This is a genomic window from Pseudomonas sp. KCJK9016, assembly GCF_046231795.1.
Classification (GTDB): domain Bacteria; phylum Pseudomonadota; class Gammaproteobacteria; order Pseudomonadales; family Pseudomonadaceae; genus Aquipseudomonas; species Aquipseudomonas bananamidigenes.
Genome location: NZ_JBJJMM010000018.1, coordinates 118,593 through 136,435 on the forward strand (window position 1 = coordinate 118,593; position 17,843 = coordinate 136,435).

General features: G+C 62.1%; 16 protein-coding genes. 12 read left to right on the forward strand and 4 right to left on the reverse strand.

Features of this window, described 5'->3' with window-relative positions:
- Nucleotide 1 precedes the first annotated feature (1 nt).
- From ACK6BI_RS18755 to ACK6BI_RS18780, 6 genes are read left to right on the forward strand one after another with little or no spacing between them, the layout of a single operon-like run.
- The gene (locus ACK6BI_RS18755; protein ID WP_409318215.1) at nt 2-1,444 is read left to right on the forward strand and encodes a mannose-1-phosphate guanylyltransferase/mannose-6-phosphate isomerase; all 1,443 of its coding nucleotides are present in this window, start codon (nt 2-4) and stop codon (nt 1,442-1,444) included.
- Entirely contained in the window at nt 1,445-2,242 is a 798-nt protein-coding gene (locus ACK6BI_RS18760; RefSeq protein WP_409318216.1) for an ABC transporter permease, read from the forward strand.
- Nucleotides 2,242-3,495: an ABC transporter ATP-binding protein gene (locus ACK6BI_RS18765; protein ID WP_409318217.1), complete on the forward strand. Its 1,254-nt coding sequence runs from the start codon at nt 2,242-2,244 to the stop codon at nt 3,493-3,495. The genes ACK6BI_RS18760 and ACK6BI_RS18765 overlap by 1 nt, the downstream gene beginning before the upstream one ends.
- Entirely contained in the window at nt 3,492-4,856 is a 1,365-nt protein-coding gene (locus ACK6BI_RS18770) for a glycosyltransferase family 4 protein (RefSeq protein ID WP_409318218.1), read from the forward strand. Before ACK6BI_RS18765 ends, ACK6BI_RS18770 begins: the two co-directional genes overlap by 4 nt.
- Nucleotides 4,840-5,970, forward strand: a complete 1,131-nt coding sequence (locus tag ACK6BI_RS18775) for a glycosyltransferase family 4 protein (protein ID WP_409318219.1) — start codon at nt 4,840-4,842, stop codon at nt 5,968-5,970. The genes ACK6BI_RS18770 and ACK6BI_RS18775 overlap by 17 nt, the downstream gene beginning before the upstream one ends.
- Nucleotides 5,971-7,101 (forward strand): glycosyltransferase family 4 protein, encoded by a 1,131-nt coding sequence (locus tag ACK6BI_RS18780; RefSeq protein ID WP_409318220.1) that lies wholly within the window; start codon nt 5,971-5,973, stop codon nt 7,099-7,101.
- Between the two features lie 4 nt (nt 7,102-7,105).
- Here the strand turns inward: ACK6BI_RS18780 and ACK6BI_RS18785 are convergent, their stop codons facing one another.
- From ACK6BI_RS18785 to ACK6BI_RS18795, 3 genes are all read right to left on the reverse strand, one after another.
- Nucleotides 7,106-9,130 (reverse strand): pyridoxamine 5'-phosphate oxidase family protein, encoded by a 2,025-nt coding sequence (locus ACK6BI_RS18785; protein WP_409318221.1) that lies wholly within the window; start codon nt 9,128-9,130, stop codon nt 7,106-7,108.
- Between the two features lie 45 nt (nt 9,131-9,175).
- Nucleotides 9,176-9,802 carry a glutathione S-transferase family protein gene (locus tag ACK6BI_RS18790; protein ID WP_409318222.1) on the reverse strand — a complete coding sequence of 209 codons (627 nt, stop codon included), beginning with the start codon at nt 9,800-9,802 and terminating at the stop codon, nt 9,176-9,178.
- Between the two features lie 104 nt (nt 9,803-9,906).
- The gene (locus ACK6BI_RS18795) at nt 9,907-10,833 is read right to left on the reverse strand and encodes a LysR family transcriptional regulator (RefSeq protein ID WP_409318223.1); all 927 of its coding nucleotides are present in this window, start codon (nt 10,831-10,833) and stop codon (nt 9,907-9,909) included.
- Between the two features lie 228 nt (nt 10,834-11,061).
- Here ACK6BI_RS18795 and ACK6BI_RS18800 point away from each other — a divergent pair, with 228 nt between their 5' ends.
- From ACK6BI_RS18800 to ACK6BI_RS18825, 6 genes are all read left to right on the forward strand, one after another.
- Nucleotides 11,062-11,838: an ABC transporter substrate-binding protein gene (locus tag ACK6BI_RS18800; RefSeq protein WP_409318224.1), complete on the forward strand. Its 777-nt coding sequence runs from the start codon at nt 11,062-11,064 to the stop codon at nt 11,836-11,838.
- Nucleotides 11,839-11,927: 89 nt separating this feature from the next.
- The gene (locus ACK6BI_RS18805) at nt 11,928-12,617 is read left to right on the forward strand and encodes an ABC transporter permease (protein WP_409318225.1); all 690 of its coding nucleotides are present in this window, start codon (nt 11,928-11,930) and stop codon (nt 12,615-12,617) included.
- A 13-nt stretch (nt 12,618-12,630) separates the two neighbouring features.
- Nucleotides 12,631-13,329, forward strand: a complete 699-nt coding sequence (locus ACK6BI_RS18810; RefSeq protein ID WP_409318226.1) for an ABC transporter permease — start codon at nt 12,631-12,633, stop codon at nt 13,327-13,329.
- A gap of 9 nt (nt 13,330-13,338) precedes the next feature.
- Nucleotides 13,339-14,451 (forward strand): succinylglutamate desuccinylase/aspartoacylase family protein, encoded by a 1,113-nt coding sequence (locus ACK6BI_RS18815; protein ID WP_409318227.1) that lies wholly within the window; start codon nt 13,339-13,341, stop codon nt 14,449-14,451.
- A gap of 18 nt (nt 14,452-14,469) precedes the next feature.
- A complete protein-coding gene (locus ACK6BI_RS18820; RefSeq protein ID WP_409318228.1) occupies nt 14,470-15,234 on the forward strand; it encodes an ABC transporter ATP-binding protein in 765 nt (254 codons plus the stop codon).
- Between the two features lie 105 nt (nt 15,235-15,339).
- Complete coding sequence (locus ACK6BI_RS18825) at nt 15,340-16,248, forward strand: MurR/RpiR family transcriptional regulator (RefSeq protein WP_409318229.1); 909 nt, start codon at nt 15,340-15,342, stop codon at nt 16,246-16,248.
- 45 nt (nt 16,249-16,293) lie between these two features.
- Here the strand turns inward: ACK6BI_RS18825 and ACK6BI_RS18830 are convergent, their stop codons facing one another.
- A complete protein-coding gene (locus ACK6BI_RS18830) occupies nt 16,294-17,700 on the reverse strand; it encodes an amino acid permease (RefSeq protein WP_409318230.1) in 1,407 nt (468 codons plus the stop codon).
- Nucleotides 17,701-17,843 lie beyond the last annotated feature (143 nt).

Sequence of the window (17,843 nt, forward strand, 5' to 3'; positions counted from 1 at the left end):
CATGCTGATCCCCGTGATTCTGTCCGGCGGTGCCGGCACCCGTTTGTGGCCGGTATCCCGCGAAGGCCATCCCAAGCCGTTCATGACCCTGCCCGACGGCCAGTCGCTGCTGGGCAAGACTTACCGGCGGGCCGCCACGCTGCTGGACGGCTGGGGCGACATCGTCACGGTGACCAACCGCGAGTACTACTTCCAGAGCAAGGATCACTATCAGGCCGCGCGCCTGTCCCGACATCGCGGGCACTTTCTGCTCGAGCCCACCGGACGCAACACCGCCCCGGCCATTGCGGCAGCAGCGCTGTCGCTGCAGGCGCTGCACGGTGATGCAGCGATCATGGTGGTGATGCCCGCCGACCACCTGATCGTCAACGAAGAGGCGCTCAAGGGTGCCGTCGAACATGCGGTCAATCTGGCGAAGGACGGTTATCTGGTGACCTTCGGCGTAGTGCCGACCGCCCCGGAAACCGGCTTCGGCTACATCGAGACCGGCGCGCCACTGGATGCCAGGGGCGCAGCCAAGGTGCAGCGCTTCGTGGAAAAACCCGACCTGCAGACCGCCACCGGTTACCTGGAAAGCGGCAATTTCCTGTGGAACTCGGGGATGTTCTGCTTCTCCACTGCGACCCTGATCGCCGAGCTGGAACGGCACGCCCCCGAGCTGCTGGAACAGACCCGCGCCTGCATGGCCGCCAGCGAACCGGTGGAAACCGCCGGCTGCCTGCAACAGGAACTCTCGCCACAACTGTTCGCCGAAATCACCGACATTTCCATTGATTACGCACTGATGGAGCGCTCGGAAAAAGTCGCGGTCGTGCCCGCCGGTTTCGACTGGAGCGACATCGGTTCGTGGGGCGCGGTCGCCGCGCTGGTGCCGGCCGACGCCGACAACAACCGCGCCAGCGGTGAGGCGATCTTCATCGACAGCCGCAACAATTTCGTCCAGAGCGAAGGCCGATTGCTAGCCGCCGTGGGCGTGGAGGACCTGATCGTCATCGATACCGCCGACGCCGTACTGGTGGCCCACGCCGATCGCGCCCAGGACGTGCGGCGGGTGGCCAAGCAGCTCAAGGACAAATCCCACGAAGCCTATCGCCTGCATCGCACCGTCAGCCGTCCGTGGGGCACTTACACCGTGCTCGAGGAAGGCCCACGCTTCAAGATCAAGCGCATCGTGGTCAAGCCTGGCGGCAAGTTGTCGTTGCAGATGCACCATCACCGCAACGAACACTGGGTGGTGGTCGAAGGCATGGCCAAGGTCACCAACAACGGCAGTGGCACCACACTGGTGGCCAAGAACGAATCGACATTCATTGCCGCCGGTCACAAGCATCGTCTGGAAAACCCCGGCGTGATCGACCTGGTGATCATCGAAGTGCAAAGTGGCGAATACCTGGGAGAGGACGACATCGTCCGCTTCGAAGACCAGTACGGCAGGACGGTTTAAATGCTGCTTTCCCTGTATCGCTCGCTGCATGACTACCGGGGTTTCATTCTCGGCAGCGTGCAGCGAGAGTTTCAATCGCGCTACCGCAACTCGCTGCTCGGCGCTCTGTGGCCCGTGTTCAACCCGCTGTCGATGATCATCGTTTATACCGTGATCTTTTCCCACATCATGCGCGCCCGCTTGCCGGGCGTGGACGACAGCATGGCCTACAGTGTCTACCTATGCGCCGGTCTGCTGGCCTGGGGACTGTTTTCTGAAATCACCCTGCGCAGCCAGACCATGTTTCTGGACAACGCCAATCTGTTGAAGAAAATCAGCTTCCCCAGAATCTGCCTGCCGGTGATTGTGCTCTGCAACGCGGCGATCAACTTTGCAATCATCATCGGCCTGTTCCTCGGATTTCTGCTGATTACCGGACGCTGGCCGGGCATGGCGCTGCTGGCGCTGATTCCCCTGACTGCACTGCAAATGATGTTCTGCGCCGGGCTCGGCATGATTCTCGGCGTGTTGAATGTGTTCTTTCGCGACGTCGGCCAGCTCTTCGCCATCTGCCTGCAGTTCTGGTTCTGGTTGACCCCGATCGTGTACCCGGTGAGCATCCTGCCGGAGTGGGTACAGCGCCTGCTTCAACTCAACCCGATGACCAACCTGATCGGCAGCTATCAGAACCTGTTCCTGTATGGACACTGGCCTGTGTGGAGTTCGCTACTGCCCACGTTCATCGTTGCGCTGTTGACGTGCCTGATCGGCCTGCGGCTGTTTCGCCGGCGTGTCGGTGAAATGGTGGATGAACTCTGATGGGGCATATTCGTGTAACCGGCCTGGGCAAGGCCTACAAGCAGTACCCGACCCGCTGGAGCCGCCTGGCCGAATGGCTGATCCCGTTTTCCCCTCTGCGCCACCACCAGCACTGGGTACTGCAGGATGTGGCGTTCGAGATTGCAGCCGGCGAGTCGGTGGGCATCGTCGGTGCCAACGGTGCGGGTAAAAGCACCTTGCTCAAGATGATCACGGGAACCACTCACCCCACCTGCGGCAAGATCGAGACTGAAGGCCGCGTCGCCGCATTGCTGGAGCTGGGCATGGGTTTCCACCCGGACTTCACCGGCCGCCAGAATGCCGTCATGGCCGGGCAGCTGCTGGGGCTGCAGGTCGACGAAATCGAAGCGTTGATGCCCGACATCGAACGTTTTGCAGAAATCGGCGAGGCCATCGATCACCCGGTCCGCACCTACTCCAGCGGCATGCAAATGCGCCTGGCCTTCAGCGTCGCCACCGCGCGGCGACCGGACATCCTGATCGTCGACGAAGCGCTGTCGGTCGGTGACGCCTACTTCCAGCACAAGAGCTTCGAACGCATCCGCAGCTTCCGCAAGGCGGGCACGACGTTGCTGATCGTGTCCCACGACCGCTTCGCGATCCAGTCGATTTGCGATTCGGCCATCCTGCTCAAGGATGGCCACATGGCCATGTACGACAAACCGGAAGCCGTGCTCGATTATTACAACGCGCTGATGGCCGAGCGAGAAGGTCAGGTCGTGCGTCAGGAAAAACTCGCAGGCGGCGTGACGCGGACCGTGTCCGGTACCGGTGAAGCCGCCATTCTCGAAGTGCGCCTGCTCGATGAACAGAATCGCTCCATCGATGCTGCCGAGGTCGGCCAGCCGGTGGTGCTGGAAGTACAGGTCGAGGTACGCCGCGACATCGAACGGCTGGTACTCGGCTTCATTCTCAAGGACCGCCTGGGCCAGATGATGTATGGCATCAATACCCATCGCCTGGACAAGGCGCTGACGGACCTGCATGCCGGTGAACGCGTGACCTACCGCTTTGCCTTCGTGATGGGCCTGGGCAAGGGCAACTACTCGGTATCCCTGAGTCTGTCGCGCCTGGACTCCCATCTGGATCGCAACTTCGAGTGGCGCGACTATGGCCTGGTATTCCATGTGATCAACAACCGGCATGAAGACTTCGTCGGTTGCTCATGGCTCGACGCCAAGGCCTCGGTCACCCGCCACCCCGTCGCTGCATTGACCGAGCGCGCGCCATGACTCGCCTGCTGGTCGAATGCACCCACGTGTTCAAACACCCGAAAGTCAATTCGGGCATTCAGCGGGTGGTGCGCAACGTCATCAAGCAACTGCCACCGAGCGCTGAAGGCATCGAGTGCGTGCCGGTGGTCTTGCTCAAGGGCAAGCTGTACCGCGTGAAACGCCTGGCGCCGCTGAATGCTCCCCTGTTCAATGCCGTCGTCACGTTTGGCGAACGTCTGGAACGGCTGGCCCATCGCTTCTGGCAACTGCATCAGCATCTGGACAGTCGTTGCCGGAACAAAACGGCACGACGGATCCTGTACGTCGGCTATCGGCTGGGCTCATTCGGTCTGTTCGGTATCCCCCTGCGCCTGATCGAGCGAGTCAATCGCCATCAGTTGCCCAAACGCTGCGAGCCACTGGAACACCGGTCCGGGGACCAACTGGTGTTGCTGGATTCGTCCTGGCACTCGGACTTTTTCCTGCATGCCGAGCGCCTGAAACAGCAGGGCGTGGGTATTGTCGCGGTGATCTACGACCTGATCCCCCTGACCCACCCGCAGTTTTACGACACACGGCTGGTGCAGGTTTTCAGCGAATGGTTCGACTGGATCACCCGTACCGCCGACGGCTATCTGGCGATTTCCGCCACTGTGCGCGACCAGGTGCGCGAAGAGGTTCAGCGCCGTCTCGGTCCGGCACAAGTCGAAAAGCGCTGGTTCGACTATTTCCACCTGGGATCGGAGCTGGATCTGCAGAGCGTCGATGCCGCCGTCGAACCGCAACTGGAGCGTGTGTTCACAACGCCGGAGCCCGTGTTCCTGATGGTCAGCACCATCGAACCACGCAAGAACCACGACTACTTGCTGGATGCCTTCGAACGTGCCTGGGCAGGCGGTTCGCAGGCACGCCTGTGCATCGCCGGGCGTGTAGGCTGGAAGTGCGATGCCCTGCTTGCCCGGGTACGCAACCACGCCGAACTGAACCGGCGCCTTTTCATGTTCAACGACCTGAGCGACAACAGCCTGGAATACGCGTATGCCCATTCCAGCGCACTGGTTTTTCCATCGTTCGTCGAAGGCTTCGGCCTGCCGCTGGTGGAAGCCATGCAACGCGGATTGCCGGCCATGGGTAGCGACATCGCAGTGTTCCGCGAGATTGGCGGCGAATTCATGGCCTACTTCGACTTGCACGATCCACAACGCCTTGCCGACCTGGTAACCGCCTTCGAACGCAGCGGCCAATTCCCTGCCGCCCGCGATGTGACCGACTGGCAATGGATCGGTTGGCGCGAAGCCAGTCAGCAACTGGCCGAACGCACCGCACGCCATGTGCTGGCGCCTGCGACGCAAGCGAGGTCCCATGCGCATAGCCCTTAACGCACGGATTCTCCAGGCGCCGCGCACCGGGATCGGCCATTACGTCGCCGAACTGGTCAATGCCCTGCACACCGAAACCGATATCGACGTGGCGCTGTTCCACGGCTGGGGCTGGAGTGCCCGGTTGCCGGAAGCGGCGATGCCCGGTTACTCGCGCCTGACCCCGATACTGCGCAAGATCCCCGGCGCCTATCAGGCGCGACGCTGGCTGGAGCAGAAACGCTTCGATCAGGGCCCCGCCCATCCCGTCGATCTGTACCACGAACCGAGCCTGTGGCCGCTGGCCTTCGACGGTCCGACCGTGATCACCCTGCACGACCTCACGCACTTGCATTTCCCCGAGACCCAGCCAGCGGCGCGCCTCGGGGAAATCGAGCGGCGGCTGGCCGACGGCATCCAGCGGGCGCAGGTGATTCTGACCGACTCGCAGGCCATCGCTGACGAGGCCCGACGCTATTTCGGATTGCCCGCCGAGCGCTTCGTGGTGGCGCCTTTGGGTGTTGCCGAACGCTTTCATCCGCGTGAGCCGCACACCATCGACGCCGTGCTCAAGGCCCATGCCGTGAAGCCGCGGGAGTATTTCCTGTGTGTCGGCACGCTGGAGCCACGCAAGAACCTGAGCCTGGCCTTGCGCGCCCACGCGCTATTGCCCGAAGCCGTGCGTCAGCGCTTCCCGTTGCTGATCGTCGGCATGGCCGGCTGGCAGCGCGAACAGTTCAGTGACCCATTGCGCGAGGCGCTGGCCAGCGGTCATGTGTGCCTGCTCGGCTACCTGCCGGATGAGCAGGTCGCACAATTGCTGGCCGGCGCCCGGGCGCTGGTTTTTCCTTCGTTGTATGAAGGTTTTGGCCTGCCGGTGCTGGAAGCGATGGCCAGCGGCACGCCAGTGGTGGTCACCCGCTCTTCCGCAATGCCGGAAGTCGCAGGGGCTGCCGGTAACTACATTGAGGCTGACGACGCAGACGGCTTGCGCAATGCGCTGAGTCGCCTGATCGACGATCAAGCGCATTGGCAGGCATGCCGAGAAGCCGGATTGCAGCAGGCACGGCGGTTTTCCTGGAAGCGTTGCGCGCAGGCCACGGCCGGCGCCTACCACCAGGCCATGGGAGGTTGAATGCGAGTCCTTCATTTTTTCAAGACGTACCTGCCTGATTCGGTCGGCGGCATTGAACAGGTGATCTTCCAGCTTTGCGAAAGCGGCGCCCAGCACGGCATCGAAGGTCAGGTGCTGACCCTCAGCGCCAATCCCGAGCCTGCGGTGTTGCAACTGGGCCAGCACGAAGTGCATCGGGCCAGACTGGATATCCAGTTCGCTTCCACCGGTTTTTCCTGGAGCGTGTTCAAACGATTTCGCGAGCTGGCCGCCGAAGCCGACGTGATCAACTATCACTTCCCGTGGCCGTTCATGGACCTGGTGCATTTCGCCAGCGGCCTGAACAAACCGAGTGTGGTGACCTACCACTCGGACATCATTCGCCAGAAGCACCTGCTCAAGCTTTATCGCCCGTTGATGAACCGCTTTCTCTCCAGCGCCGACCGGATTGTCGCGGCATCGCCGAACTACCTGCACACCAGCGATGTGTTGCAGCAGTTCCAGGACAAGACCCGTGTGATTCCTTACGGCCTGAACAAGACCGGTTATCCACAGCCTGACGCCGAGCGCCTGAACCGCTGGCGCCAGCAGCTTGGGGACAAGTTTTTCCTGTTCGTCGGAGTGATGCGCTATTACAAGGGCCTGCACATTCTGCTCGATGCCCTGAAAGACGTGGATTATCCGGTGGTGATCGTCGGTGCCGGGCCGCTGGAGCAGGAATTGCACGCCCAGGCCGCTGCGCTGGGGCTGCGCAATATCCACTTCCTCGGACGCCTGAGCGATGAGGACAAGGTCGCCCTGTTGCAACTGAGCTACGCCATTGTTTTCCCGTCGCACCTGCGTTCGGAGGCGTTCGGCATTTCCCTGCTGGAAGGCGCGATGTACGGCAAGCCGATGATCTCCAGCGAGATCGGCACCGGTACCAGTTACATCAATATCCACAACGAAACCGGACTGGTGGTGCCGCCAAGTCATCCACAGGCCTTTCGCGAAGCGATGCGCACCCTGTGGGAAAACCCGACCCGCGCAGCCGAAATGGGCCTCAAGGCCGAGGCCCGTTACCGGCAGTTATTCACAGCGGATGAAATGGGCCGCAAGTGGACCGAGCTGTATCAGGAACTGCTGGAGGAAAAGGCGCTGTCCTACGCCTGATCCTCTACAGATCCAGCACCAGCGGCTGGGCACTTTGTGCCGGTACCGCGCAGCAAATCAGCACCTGCCCTTCCTCCGGCACTTCGGCCGGAGGCTGTGGATAATTCACCGCGCCGCTGATCAGCCGCGTCTTGCAGGTGCCGCATGAACCTCCGCGACAGCTGAATTCAGGACGCAGGCCACGGCTCTCGGCCAACTCCAGCAGACTGCCACCGTCAGGCTGCCACCGTGCTTCCTTGGCCGAACGCTCGAAGACCACCGGCACCGAAGTCGTAGCGGCCGGCAATTGTTCGATCACGATGGCATCCGGATCGGTCTGGCGCTTGAGGGTCGAAGGGCCGAAGGTTTCGGCGTGGATCTGGTCATCGCGCACATCCAGTTCACGCAGGCTGTCGTAAAGGCCCTGGGTAAATCCGCCGGGGCCGCAGAGCACGAAGTCCACCTGATCAAACTCGTCGACAAGATTCCTCAGCAAGGCGCCATCGATGCGCCCGTGCAGGTCGTAGTCCTCACCCTCCACCAGATCGGGCTCCGGTTGACTGAGCAGGCGCAACACCCACACCGCATCGCCCGCGTCCTCCAGCAAGCGGTCCAGTTCTGCGCGAAACGGCTGATCGGCAAGGCTGCGGGAACTCTGGACCAGCCAGGTCGGACGAATCCGCCGGGTGCGCCGGCCCTGATACACCACCTCACGCAGCATCGACAGCAACGGCGTGATCCCGACCCCGGCAGCCAGCAACACCAAGGGCCGACGCTCCTGCGGAGCCACGGTGAAATGCCCCTGAGGCGACCGTGCCTCCAGCACATCACCAACGCGCACCTGATCGTGAAGAAACGTCGATATCCGCCCTTCACGCTTCACGCTGATCCGGAAGAAGTCGTCCGACGGCGCACCCGACAGACTGTAAGTGCGGATGTACACCTCGCCATCGAGGGTGAAACGCAGCGGCAGATGCTGACCGGCCTGAAACACCGGCAGACCGGCGCCGTCCACGGGTTCGAGGTAGAACGACCGAATGTACCGGCTCTGCGCCTCGATCCGTGTCACCCGCAGAGGCCGCCAGCTGTCACCCAAAGCCTGAGCCTGCAAACGTGCATCGGCCTGGGCCCAGGTGCCGGTCAACAGACTGGTCGGCGACATACCGTCGAAGCGCCAGCGCAAGGCCAGCGCCGCCGGGCGCCGCACCGCTTTTTCCACCTCGAAGGTCCACAGCCGTTCGGCGCCCTGGAAGGCTGCGATTTGCGGCCCGTCGAGAATGACCTCGGTGCGGCCACTGAGCTGTAACAGGTCGCCTGTGGAAAAGTCGATGAACAGCAAGCCGGCCCGGGGATTGAGCAACAGATTACCGAGAGTGTTGAAGTGCAAGTTGCCGGCAAAATCCGGGATGGTCAGGCGATTGCCCTCCACCCGCACGAAGCCGGGCTGGCCGCCACGGTGAGAAACATCCACCGAACGCTCACCGTCGACATCGACGTAGCTGGCGACAAAGAAAGTGTCCGCCGTTTCGATCACGGCGACCGCCGCGGCATCGAGCCCGTCGAAATGCTCGGCTGGCCGGGTCTGGGGATCCGTCAGCGGCACCCGCTGGAACTGGCGCAATTGAATGTACTGCGGGCAGTTGCCGAACGATTGATCCACCGTCAGATCGAATCCGCCCGCACCGAGATTGCCGATGTGGCCGTTGAGCCGGTTACGCCGACGGGTATGCAGCTCGATGCCGAGCAGGCCGATGGCCGCGCCGGCCTGTAACTGCGCCGGGTCATCAAGGGCGGGCAGGCTGTCGAAGTGCAATTGCGTCGGCTCGGGAGAATGCGCGAAGCCCGGCTCGCCCTCCAGCACACTGGCCCAGGGACGGCCATCGGCATCCACCGCGCCGAACAGCATGAACGGCAATTGCTGATAAAACTGACGGTGCTGATCCGGCATCCAGGTGCGAATCACCTTGCGACCGAATTCCTCCATGCGCTCGGCGACACCCACCTGCGCTTGCAGTTGCCGTTCGCCGGCGTGCCAGGGTGAACGTTCCATGACGACCTCTCCCCCACGCCAGCGGCGCAGTCTGGATGACGAGACTCAAGCAGTGGCTTGAAGACCGGCGACGGTGCGCGGCATCGCGACGAAACCCGGCAACGCTTCGATGCGCGCCAGCCAGGCGCGGACGTTGCCGTAGTCGTCCAGCGACACATTGCCTTCCGGCGCATGGGCGATGTAGCTGTAGGCCGAAACGTCGGCGATGGTCGGCTCGCAACCCACCAGATACGGGGTTTTGCCCAGCTCCAGATCCATCACCTTGAGCAGGTTGTGCGCACGGGTTATCACTTCTTCAGCATTGAATTTTGCCCCGAACACCGTGATCAATCGCGCCGCCGCCGGGCCAAAGGCAATCGGCCCGGCCGCCGCCGACAGCCAGCGCTGGACCCGCGCCGCACCGACCGGGTCGCTCGGCAGCCAGCGACCGTTGCCGTACTTCTGCGCCAGATACACCAGAATCGCGTTGGAGTCGGCCAGCACCACGCCGTTGTCGTCGATGGCCGGCACTTGCCCAAAGCTGTTGATCGCCAGGAACTCGGGCTGCTTGTGCTCACCTTTGGCCAGATCGACGAAAATCAGTTCGGTCGGCAATTGCAGCAGGGACAGCATCAGCTCGACCCGGTGGGCATGGCCGGAACGCGGGAAGTTATAGAGTTTGATCGCTTGCATGGTCGACTCCGCTGGACGATGGGGCCGCCCGGGATGGGCGACAACCGTGGCCGCCATCTTCTCCCTATCGCGAAAACAACAGAATCACCAGCAAACGCAATCCATTATTTCTCTGGGTGAAATAACGCCGCATTTTTCAGGGCCGGATGCTCACGCAAGGCGTTCACCGTGTAATCGACAAAACTGCGCACCCGGGCCGGCGCCTTGCGTCCGCCCTGATACACCACATGGATGGGCAGCGGCGGCAATTCGTACTCGGCGAGGACGATTTCCAGTTCACCGGAAGCGATCTTGCCGGCAACCTGATAAGACAGCACCCGGGTCAACCCGAGCCCGAGACAGGCGGCGGTAATTGCTGCCTGATTGCCGGTGACGACCAATCTCGGTTCGGGCCTGATGCTCAAGGCCTCACCGTCCTCCAGAAACGGCCAGTTGCGCAACTGGCCGATGGCCGATGTCGCCACCACCGGCGCGCCGGCCAACGCCTGTGGATGAGTGGGTCGCCCGTGAACGGCAAAATATCCCGGCGAACCACAGATCACCCGACGCACTTCGCCGACCCGGATCGCATGCTGGTTGCTGTCCGGTAGATCACCGATGCGGATCGCCACATCGACGCCCTCCTCGACCATGCTCACCACGCGGTCCAGCAGCAGGGCGTTGATGGAAACGTCCGGATACTGCGTCAGATAACCCGCCATCACCGGTGTGACATACAGCTCGCCGAACAACACCGGCGCGGTCACCGTCAGTTGCCCACGGGGCTGGGTATGGCTGCCGGCAGCGGAGTCTTCCGCTTCCTGCACTTCGGCAAGAATCCTCCGACAGTCTTCCAGGTAACGCTGGCCTGCCTCGCTCAGATGCACGCTGCGGGTGGTGCGAATCAGCAATTGCGTACCGATCCGCTGCTCCAGCGCCGCCACCGCCCGGGTGACGCTGGCAGCCGACAGACCCAGACGCCGCGCGGCAGCGGAAAAGCCCTGTTCTTGAGCAACGGCTGCGAAAACCTGCATTTCCTGGAAGCGATCCATGGAGTCCCCGACGTGGATAAAAACCGCCTCGCATTATAGGCAGCCCCCGGAGCTTATCGGGCATGGACGAACGACCGCCGATCCAGAATTGATATTTTTATTTTCACTTATCTTGATGAATGATTTATTTCGTGTCATTTATAGCCTCGCCGATCACAGGAATGATCCAGCGCGCCACTCAGGATGGCGGGCACCTGTTTCCCTAACGCCCTCCCAGGAGTCGACAACATGAACAAGACAGAACTTCTAGGTGCTTTGGTACTGTGCGCATTCAGCTTCATGGCCCAGGCCGATGAAGACAGCCTGCGCATCGGTATCGAGGCCGCCTATCCACCCTTCTCCTTCAAGACGCCGGAAGGCAATGTCAGCGGCTTCGATTACGACATCGGCAATGCTCTGTGCGAAGAGATGAAGGTCAAGTGCGAGTGGGTCGTTCAGGAGTTCGACGGCATGATTCCGTCGCTCAAGGTGCGCAAGATCGACGCCGTGCTGTCGTCGATGTCGATCACCGAAGACCGGATGAAGTCGGTCGATTTCAGCAAAAAGTACTACCACACGCCGGGCAAGTTCGCGATGAAGGCCGGCAACGTGATCAACGATCCGACGGTAGATCTCAAGGGCAAGAAACTTGGCGTGCAGCGCTCCTCGACCTATGACCGGTTCGCCACCGAGCAACTGGAAAAGGCCGGGGTCGTCGTGGTGCGTTACGGCTCGCAGAACGAAGCGTTCCTCGACCTTGCCTCCGGTCGCCTGGACGCCACCCTCGCCGACATCGTCAACACCGACGAAAGCTTCATCAAGACCCCGGCCGGACAAGGCTTTGCACTGACCGGGCCGGACATCAACGACCCGAAATACTTCGGCCGTGGTGCCGGGATTGCAGTGCGCAAGGGTGACATCGCCAACGCCACACGCCTGAACGCGGCCATCGACGCCATCCGTGCCAACGGTAAATACCAGCAGGTGATGGCCAAGTATTTCGCGTTCGATATCTACGGCGAATAAACCGTCACCTCTGCCCCGCGTCGGCCCGTTGCCGGCGCCCTTCGGCCTTGTCTGGTGCGCCCTGCGGCGCACGCTTGAGGAACTTCATCATGCTCCACGGCTACGGATCGAGCATTCTCGATGGTGCCTGGCTGACCATCAATCTGACCCTGACCTCCATGTCGCTGGCCATTGCCCTGGGCCTGATCGGTGCGGCGTTTCGCCTGTCACCGCTCAAATGGCTGGCCATGCTCGGAGAGGGTTACACCACCCTGATTCGCGGCATTCCCGATCTGGTGCTGATCCTGCTGATCTTCTATGGCGGCCAGGATCTGGTGAACCGCATCGCACTGGCGTGCGGTTACACCCGCTACATCGACATAAATCCGTTCATCGCCGGCGTCTGCACCATGGGCTTCATTTTTGGTGCCTACCTCTCGGAAACCTTTCGCGGCGCCTTCATGGCAATCCCCAAGGGCCAGGCTGAAGCCGGCGCGGCCTACGGCATGCGCGGCACGCAAGTGTTCTGGCGGATTCTGGTGCCGCAGATGATTCGCTTCGCCATTCCGGGATTCACCAACAACTGGCTGGTGCTGACCAAATCCACCGCGCTGATTTCGGTTATCGGCCTGCAGGACATGATGTTCAAGGCCAAGAACGCCGCCGATGCCACCCACGAGCCGTTCACGTTTTTCATCGCGGTAGCGGCGCTGTACCTGATGCTCACCAGCCTGTCGCTGCTGGTGCTGCGCGGTCTGGAAAAACACTATTCGGTCGGCATCAAAGCCGCCGAGTTGTGAGGAGAACCTGCCGATGATCCTCGACTACAACCTGATCCTGGAAAACCTGCCGCTGTATTTCGACGGCGCCTTGTTGACCCTCAAGGTCCTGCTCATTTCCCTGAGCCTGGGGCTGGTGCTGGCGATACCGCTGGCGTTGATGCGGGTGTCGCGCTCGCTGCTGCTCAGCTTCCCGGCGTGGCTCTACACCTATGTGATTCGCGGCACGCCGATGCTGGTGCAACTGTTCCTGATCTATTACGGCCTGGCGCAGTTCGAACCGGTACGCCAAAGCGTGCTCTGGCCTTACCTTTCCAGCGCCACGTTCTGTGCCTGCCTGGCGTTCGCCATCAATACCAGCGCCTATAGCGCGGAATTGCTGGCGGGCAGCCTGAAGTCCACGTCCCATGGCGAGATCGAAGCCGCCCGGGCGATGGGCATGTCCCGCCTGACCCTGTACCGGCGCATCCTGCTGCCATCGGCCTTGCGCCGGGCATTGCCGCAGTACAGCAACGAAGTGTTGATGATGCTGCAAACCACCAGCCTGGCTTCCATCGTGACCCTGGTGGACATCACCGGCGCGGCGCGCACGGTGAGCTCGCGGTTCTACATGCCGTTCGAAGCGTTCATCACTGCCGGCCTCGTCTACCTCGCCCTGACTTTCATTCTGGTGCGCCTGTTCAAGCTGGCCGAGCGCCGCTGGCTGGCCTACCTGGCACCGCGCAAGCACTAAGGAGCTGACATGGAAAAGATTCAATACCTGTTGCCGTGGAGCGCTTCGGGCACCGAGCGGACACTGTCGGTGTTCCGTTTCGGCGCCGGCCCGCGCAAGGCTTACATCCAGGCCTCCCTGCATGCCGACGAGCTGCCGGGGATGCGCGTGGCCGTCGAGCTCAAGCGCCGCCTGCTGGAACTGGAAGCACAGGGTCGACTGAACGGGGTAATCGAACTGGTGCCGATGGCCAACCCGATCGGTATCGCCCAGATGTTCCAGGCCACCCATCAAGGACGCTTCGAGTTCGCCAGCGGCAAGAACTTCAATCGCGACTTCCCGGAGCTGGCCGAAGCCGTGGCGCCACTGCTCAAAGGCCGTTTGGGCAATGACGCCGAAGCCAACGTCGCGCTGATCCGCCGCGCCTTGATCGACACCCTCGCCGACATGCCGCCACCGACCTCGGAACTCGATGGTCTGCGTCGCCTGTTGCTGCAACACGCCTGCGACGCCGACCTGGTGCTGGACCTGCACTGCGATTTCGAGTCGGTGATGTTGCTCTACACCATGCCGCAACACTGGGAACGCCTGCATTCACTGGCCGCACGCCTGGGTGCCGAGGTCACGTTGCTGGCCGAGGATGCTGGCGGCAGTGCTTTCGACGAAGCTTGCGCGGTGCCTTGGCTGCGCCTGACCGAGCTGTTCCCGGAAGCCAATATTCCCCTGGCATGTGCAGCCACCACCATCGAGTTGCGCGGCATGGCCGACACCGAACGCGAGCCATGTGCCGACAGCGCCCAGGCGATTCTCGGCTATCTCGCCGAGCAGGGATTGATCAGCGGCGAATGGCCGCCGGCGCCGTCGAGTCGTTGCGAAGCGATGCCGTTCGCCGGCGCGCAATACGCGTGTGCGCCGCACCCGGGCGTGGTCAGTTTCCTGCAACCGCTGGGTGCACGGGTCAAGGTCGGTGATCCACTGTTCGAAGTGCATGACCCGCTCAACGACCGCCACAGCATCGTCCGTGCCTGCACTGACGGCGTGCTCTATGCCCGTGAACGCCTGCGTTTTGCCCAGCCCGGCCTGTGGCTGGCCAAGGTCGCCGGTTTCACCCCTATTCGCCAGGGCCGCTTGCTCAGCGACTGATGCCAGAGAGTTCACATCATGTACAAACTTGAAATTCAGGATCTGCACAAAAGCTACGGCGCCCATCAGGTACTCAAGGGTGTTTCCCTGCAGGCCAGGGGCGGTGACGTGATCAGCATCATCGGTTCCAGCGGGTCGGGCAAAAGTACCTTCCTGCGCTGCATCAACCTGCTGGAGCAGCCCAATGCCGGCAACATCGTGCTCAATGGCGAACCGCTGAAACTGGTGGCCAACAAACTCGGCGGACTGAAGGCTGCCGAACCCCGACAGTTGCAACGCATGCGCTCACGGCTGTCGATGGTGTTTCAGCACTTCAATCTGTGGTCGCACATGAGCGCCCTGGAAAACGTCATGGAAGCCCCGGTGCATGTGCTGGGCGTGAGCAAGCAAGAGGCCCGGGAAAAGGCCGAGCATTATCTGAACAAGGTCGGCGTGGCCCATCGCAAGGATGCCTGGCCGGCTCACATGTCGGGCGGCGAACAGCAGCGCGTGGCGATTGCCCGTGCACTGGCCATGGAACCGGAGGTGATGCTGTTCGACGAGCCTACGTCTGCACTCGACCCGGAGCTGGTGGGCGACGTGCTCAAGGTCATGCAGGACCTCGCCCAGGAGGGGCGCACCATGGTGGTCGTGACCCACGAAATGGGTTTCGCCCGCGAGGTCTCCAATCAACTGGTGTTCCTGCACAAAGGCCTGGTCGAAGAGTGTGGGGATCCGCGTGAGGTGCTGGTCAATCCGCAGTCCGAGCGCCTGCGGCAGTTTCTCGCCGGAAGCCTGAAGTAAGCCTGCACGCCCGGCGTTGCCCTGCAACGGTTGGCTTCGGATACACTCCAGCCAACCTTGCCAGGCGCAGCCCTTCTCTCACTTTCAGGAATCGTTGACCCGGATATGCCCAGCCCATCGAAAGACTCCACGGTGTACGCCGCACCGGTCATGCGCAAACTGGCGCAAATCGTTGCCGACCTGCCGCCGTCGCTGCGCAAGGTGGCTGACTTCATCCTGCGTCATCCGCTGAAAGCCGCGACGCTGACGATCGAGGAAATGGCCCACGAGACGTCGACCTCGCCGGCCGCCGTCAACCGGCTGGCCAAGGCGATGGACCTGGGTGGCTACATGGGCATGCGCGCTGAACTGGTGGCGACGCTGCAGCAGATGGTGTCGCCGGTCGACAAGCTGCGCAACGAACTGGCCCATCGTCCGGGCGGAGCCTTTGGCCTGCATGAGCAGATTGAAAGCGCCAGCAGCAACCTGGCCGCGGCGGCGACCAACAACCACGCCGAAGCCTTCGAAGCCTTCGTGACCCGGCTGACCAGTGCGCGCAAGATCTACATTCTCGGGTTCGGCAACAGCGTCTATTTTGCCGGCCTCGCCGCCTCGACACTGATGCCGTTCTGCGCCGATGCCACGGCCATCAGCATGGAGGGCGGCAACGAGAACGCCGCGTACCGTCTGGCCGCGATCACCGATCAGGATGTGTTGCTGGCGATCTCCCTGCCGCGGTATTCGCTCGACACCCTGCAACTGGCCCGATTCGCCAACGAACGCGGCGCCTCGGTACTGGCCCTCACCGACTCACCGGCCTCGCCGCTCACCGGCATTGCCGAACATGTGTTGTTCGCGCCTTGCGATCACCCGGTGCTGACCAGCTCCAACGTGGCCATGCTGGCGTTGATCGAAGGACTGGTCGCAGGTGTGATGGCGCGCAACAAGGAAGCGGTCAAACTGGCGACCGAACTGACCGAAAGCGTGATGTCTTACCTGCACATTCCCAACGGCGGCAAATCATCGAAGAAGTGAAGCGTGTGGAGGACGCCCGCAGACACCGGGCGTCCCCCGATCAGATCAAGGCTGAGAAACCGGCTGATCGCTGCTCACCCGTGCAGCCTGCCCGGCTGCCGGTTTGACCCACGTCAGATACGCCAGCACCAGCAATCCGATCCAGACCACGCCAACAATCAGCGCGGCCTGGGTGTCCGGGAAGTAACCCAGCACGCCGAACACGAACAGCATGAAGGCAATGGCCGCCATCGGCGCATACGGCCAGAACGGCACCGGGAATTTCAGTTGCGCCACCTGCTCGGCGGTCATGGAACGACGCATGGCCACCTGGGTGAACAGAATCATCAGCCAGACCCACACGGTGGCGAAGGTCGCAATCGAAGCGATCAGCAGGAACACGTTTTCCGGGATCAGGTAGTTCAGCAACACGCCCAGCAACAATGCGCAACTCATCACCAGCACCGTCAACCACGGCACGCCATTGCACGACAAGCGAGCGAAGCCTTTCGGTGCATGCCCTTGCTGGGCCAGGCCGTACATCATCCGGCCTGCGCCGAAGATGTCGCTGTTGATCGCCGACACCGCCGCCGAGATCACCACGATGTTCAGAAGGGTGGCCGCCGAGCTGACCCCCAGGTGATCAAAGATCTGCACGAACGGGCTGCCCTGGCTGCCGATCTGCTGCCACGGGAAGATCGACATCAGCACCAGCATCGTCAGCACATAGAACAGCAGGATGCGCATCGGCACCGCGTTGATCGCCTTGGGCAGCACGCGGTGCGGGTCCTTGGCTTCGCCGGCAGTCACGCCGATGATCTCGATACCGCCAAAGGCAAACATCACCACGGCAAACGAGGCGATCAGACCGCCCACGCCATTGGGCATGAAACCGCCCTGGGTCCACAGGTTGCTGATATCGGTGGTCTGGCCGGGGGCAGTGCTGATGCCGAACAGCATGATGCCGAAGCCGCCGAGGATCATCGCCACGATGGCCGCGACCTTGAGCAACGACAGCCAGAACTCCATTTCACCGAAGACTTTGACGTTGCACAGGTTCAGCCCGCCGACCACCGAAACAATGCCCAGCACCCAGATCCAGCGCGGGACTTCCGGAAACCAGAAGCCCATGTAGATGCCGAATGCCGTCACATCGGCCATACCAACGATGACCATTTCGAACGCGTAGGTCCAACCGAGAATGAAGCCCGCCATGGGCCCGAGGTAGGTGCTGGCGTACTGCCCGAACGAACCGGCGACCGGGTTGTGCACCGCCATCTCGCCCAGGGCGCGCATGACCATGAACACCGCCGCGCCACCGATCAGGTAAGCCAGCAGCACCGCAGGCCCGGCCATCTGAATGGCCGAGGCAGAACCGTAGAACAGCCCCGTACCGATTGCCGATCCCAGGGCCATGAAGCGAATGTGTCGGGCCGAGAGCCCGCGTTTCAAACCTTTTGCTGACTGCTGCATTTTTCGTCCTTATTTATTTTTATTCGACGCAAAAATCGAAACGCCAACAGGCCGGCCTCCGCACAGTGTGGAAGACAGCCTGTTGGCGATGAGGCACTTACAGACTCGGCAGCAAGTTCGCCGGAACCAGCTCATTCAGCGTG

Bases quoted from the DNA above. Each gene is read 5' to 3' on its own strand.
- ACK6BI_RS18755 (WP_409318215.1), top strand. From the start codon at position 2: ATGCTGATCCCCGTGATTCTGTCCGGCGGTGCCGGCACCCGTTTGTGG.
- ACK6BI_RS18760 (WP_409318216.1), top strand. From the start codon at position 1,445: ATGCTGCTTTCCCTGTATCGCTCGCTGCATGACTACCGGGGTTTCATT.
- ACK6BI_RS18765 (WP_409318217.1), top strand. From the start codon at position 2,242: ATGGGGCATATTCGTGTAACCGGCCTGGGCAAGGCCTACAAGCAGTAC.
- ACK6BI_RS18770 (WP_409318218.1), top strand. From the start codon at position 3,492: ATGACTCGCCTGCTGGTCGAATGCACCCACGTGTTCAAACACCCGAAA.
- ACK6BI_RS18775 (WP_409318219.1), top strand. From the start codon at position 4,840: ATGCGCATAGCCCTTAACGCACGGATTCTCCAGGCGCCGCGCACCGGG.
- ACK6BI_RS18780 (WP_409318220.1), top strand. From the start codon at position 5,971: ATGCGAGTCCTTCATTTTTTCAAGACGTACCTGCCTGATTCGGTCGGC.
- ACK6BI_RS18785 (WP_409318221.1), bottom strand. From the start codon at position 9,130: ATGGAACGTTCACCCTGGCACGCCGGCGAACGGCAACTGCAAGCGCAG.
- ACK6BI_RS18790 (WP_409318222.1), bottom strand. From the start codon at position 9,802: ATGCAAGCGATCAAACTCTATAACTTCCCGCGTTCCGGCCATGCCCAC.
- ACK6BI_RS18795 (WP_409318223.1), bottom strand. From the start codon at position 10,833: ATGGATCGCTTCCAGGAAATGCAGGTTTTCGCAGCCGTTGCTCAAGAA.
- ACK6BI_RS18800 (WP_409318224.1), top strand. From the start codon at position 11,062: ATGAACAAGACAGAACTTCTAGGTGCTTTGGTACTGTGCGCATTCAGC.
- ACK6BI_RS18805 (WP_409318225.1), top strand. From the start codon at position 11,928: ATGCTCCACGGCTACGGATCGAGCATTCTCGATGGTGCCTGGCTGACC.
- ACK6BI_RS18810 (WP_409318226.1), top strand. From the start codon at position 12,631: ATGATCCTCGACTACAACCTGATCCTGGAAAACCTGCCGCTGTATTTC.
- ACK6BI_RS18815 (WP_409318227.1), top strand. From the start codon at position 13,339: ATGGAAAAGATTCAATACCTGTTGCCGTGGAGCGCTTCGGGCACCGAG.
- ACK6BI_RS18820 (WP_409318228.1), top strand. From the start codon at position 14,470: ATGTACAAACTTGAAATTCAGGATCTGCACAAAAGCTACGGCGCCCAT.
- ACK6BI_RS18825 (WP_409318229.1), top strand. From the start codon at position 15,340: ATGCCCAGCCCATCGAAAGACTCCACGGTGTACGCCGCACCGGTCATG.
- ACK6BI_RS18830 (WP_409318230.1), bottom strand. From the start codon at position 17,700: ATGCAGCAGTCAGCAAAAGGTTTGAAACGCGGGCTCTCGGCCCGACAC.